Consider the following 3,159-nt stretch of genomic DNA (forward strand, 5'->3'; position numbering starts at 1 on the left):
CCGTCGCCTGGTAGGTGACGGTCACGGCATCTCCGGGTTCGAGCGAGCCTGTGATCCCGAAACGCCCGTCGACGATCCCGGAGGCGGCGAGCGCGGCATCCGAGCTCACCGGATCCGCCGTGACGGTCGCATCATCGAGGACGGCCGTGAGATCGTCCTCGCGGTCGACCGTGACGGGCCCGGTGCCCACGCTCTCGAAGTGCAGCGTGTAGGTCACGACCTGCCCGGGCACGACCGTGCCTCCGGAGGCCGGGTCGACCGTCTTCCAGTCGCGCAGCTCGCCGATGAAGTGGTCGGTGCCGGGCGGCACGAACGGGTCGCAGTCGGGGTCGCCGTCGGCGCACACGTACGGCGGGGCGTCCGGGGTGAGGACATTGGCGAGGATGTTGTCGCCGCGGTCGCCGTCCGGCAGCACCGTCACCTGGTAGGTCACCGTGACGACGGTGCCGGCGGGAAGCGAGCCCTCGATGCGGATCTGCTCCGCGTCCGCATCGAATATCGGCGTGATGCCGGCGACATCCGCGGTCGGGCCTGCTGTGAGCTCGGCATCGTCGAGCACCTGCGACATGTCATCCGACGATGCCACGTCACCGGCGCCCTGGCCGCTGTTGGTGAACGTCAGCGTGTAGGTGACGACCTGGCCCGCCTCCACGGTCGTCCCGGCGACCGGGTCAGATGACTTCTCGGGAGTGATCCGTGGCAGATCGATGTCCACCGGCGGGGTCACCGGGTCGCAGGCCACATCCGGCGCGCACACCGGCGTGGCCGTGTTGACCAGATCCGTATCTCCCGCGTTCGTCACGGTCACGGAGTAGGAGATCGACACCGATTCGCCGACGGCGACCGGACCCGACCAGGCGAGCACCGAACCCTCCAGGGTCGGAGCCGGCACCAGCGACCCATCTGACGCCACCGCTGCGGCGTCGCCGTTGTACGAGGCGTCGTCGATCACATCGATCAGATCGTCCGTGAAGCCCGCCGGGACGAACGACGTGTACGCGCTCTCCCCGTCGTTGGTCACGGTGACCGTGTACGTCACGACATCACCGGTCCGCACGCCCGCCGTCGCATCCGCGTCCTTCTCTACCGAGAAGTGGCGGATCGGATTCGATGTGTCCGGGCATTCTTCTGCGCCGCACGAGCCGTCCGGGTTCTGCAGGACGTTCGCGAGGACATGGTTCTCCTGATCGGCGAACGCGCTCACCGTCACCGAATAGGTGACCGTGTACGTCGCTCCAGCGGGGATCGATCCGGTGACCACCAGATCGGTTCCCTGCAGTTCTGCGGTCAGCGCCGCGTTCGATGGCGTGATCGAGCCCGCGACCAGCGCCGCGTCGTCCAGCACGTCGGACAGGTCGTCGACCTTGTCCACCGTCGATGCCGCAGCCCCCACACTCTCGAACGTCAGGGTGTAGGTCACGACCTGCCCGACATCCACAGCTGTGCCGGACGCCGGGTCCACGGTCTTGTCCACCGCGAGCTGGCCGACCGGGTGTTCGGTGCTCGGCGGCACGAACGGGTCGCAGTCCGGGTCGGTGTCGCCGCACACGTAGGGCGGCACATCCGGGGTCAACACATTGGTGAGGACGTTGTCCCCGCGTTCCCCGTCCGGCAGCACCGTCACCTGGTACGTCACCGTGACGACCGCGCCCGCAGGGAGCGACCCCCCGATGCGGATCTGCTCGGCACCCGCGTCGAGCGTCGCCGTGATGCCGGCGACGTCCGCGGTCGGGTCCGTCGTGACCTCCGCGTCGTCGAGCACCGCGGAGAGGTCGTCGGTCGAATCCACATCACCGGCGGCCTGGCCGCTGTTGGTGAACGTCAGCGAGTAAGTGATGACGTCACCGGCGACCACACCCGAGCCCGAGACCGGATCGGAGGACTTGTCGGGGGTGATCCGCGGCAGGTCGATGTCCACCGGCGGCGTCACCGGGTCGCAGACGACGCCCGGTGCGCACACGGGCGTCGCCGCATTGACCAGGTCGGCGTCGCCGGCGTTCGTCACGGTCACCGAGTACGTGACCGATACGGATTCGCCCGCCGCGATCGGCCCCGACCACGCGAGCAGGGGCCCGGTGACCGTCGGCTCCGGCACCGAGGAACCGTCCGACGCCACCGCGGCAGCATCATCGTTGTAGGACGCATCGTCGATCACGTCGGTGAGATCGTCCGTGAACCCGGCCGGCTCCGTTGCCGTGTAGGCACCCTCACCGTCGTTCGTCACGGTGACCGTGTACGTCACCACGTCACCCGTCTGCACGCCCGCCGTGACATCCGCGTCCTTCTCGACGACGAAGTGACGGATCGGGTTCGACGTCTCCGGGCAGTCCTCGACATCGCAGGAGCCATCCGGATTCTGCACGATGTTCGCAAGGAGGTGGTTCTCCTGGTCCTCGAACGCGTCCACCGTCACGGAGTAGCTGACGGTGTACGTCGCGCCGGCGGGCACGGAACCGGTGACCACCAGATCGGTTCCCTGAAGCTCTGCGGTCAGCGCCGCATTCGACGTCGTGATCGACCCCGCCACCAACTCCGCGTCGTCCAGGACATCGGACAGGTCGTCGACCTTGTCGACCGTCGATGCCGCGGCACCCACGCTCTCGAACGTCAGGGTGTAGGTCACCACCTGCCCCGGGTCAACCGAAGTGCCCGACTCCGGGTCCACGGTCTTGTCCACCGCGAGCTGACCGACCGGGTGCTCCGTGCTCGGCGGCACGAACGGGTCGCAGTCCGGGTCGCTGTCATCGCACACGTAGGGCGGGACATCCGGGGTCAGCACGTTGGTGAGGACGTTGTCGCCGCGTTCACCGTCCGCCCGCACGGTCACCTGATACGTCACGGTCACCGTCGCACCGGCGGGGAGCGACCCCTCGATGCGGATCTCTTCCGCGCCCGCGTCGAACGTCGCCGTGATGCCCGCGAGATCGGCCGTCGGGTCTGTCGTGACCTCCGCGTCGTCGAGCACCTCCGACACATCATCGGTCGATGCGACGTCACCCGCGGCCTGGCCGCTGTTGGTGAACGTCAGCGAGTACGTGATCACATCTCCGGCGACGACCCCCGTCCCCGAAGCGGGATCGGACGACTTCTCCGGAGTGATCCGCGGCAGATCGATATCCACCGGCGGCGTGACCGGATCGCAGATGACGCCCGGTGCGC

At 68.3% G+C, this 3,159-nt stretch carries 1 protein-coding gene; it reads right to left on the bottom strand.

The genetic code is table 11. The features are described from left to right. On the bottom strand, positions 1–3,159 hold a 3,159-nt coding region (locus tag ACNPM4_RS02425), incomplete at both ends, for a DUF7927 domain-containing protein (protein ID WP_448984576.1).

The organism is Microbacterium umsixpiens (assembly GCF_053543675.1).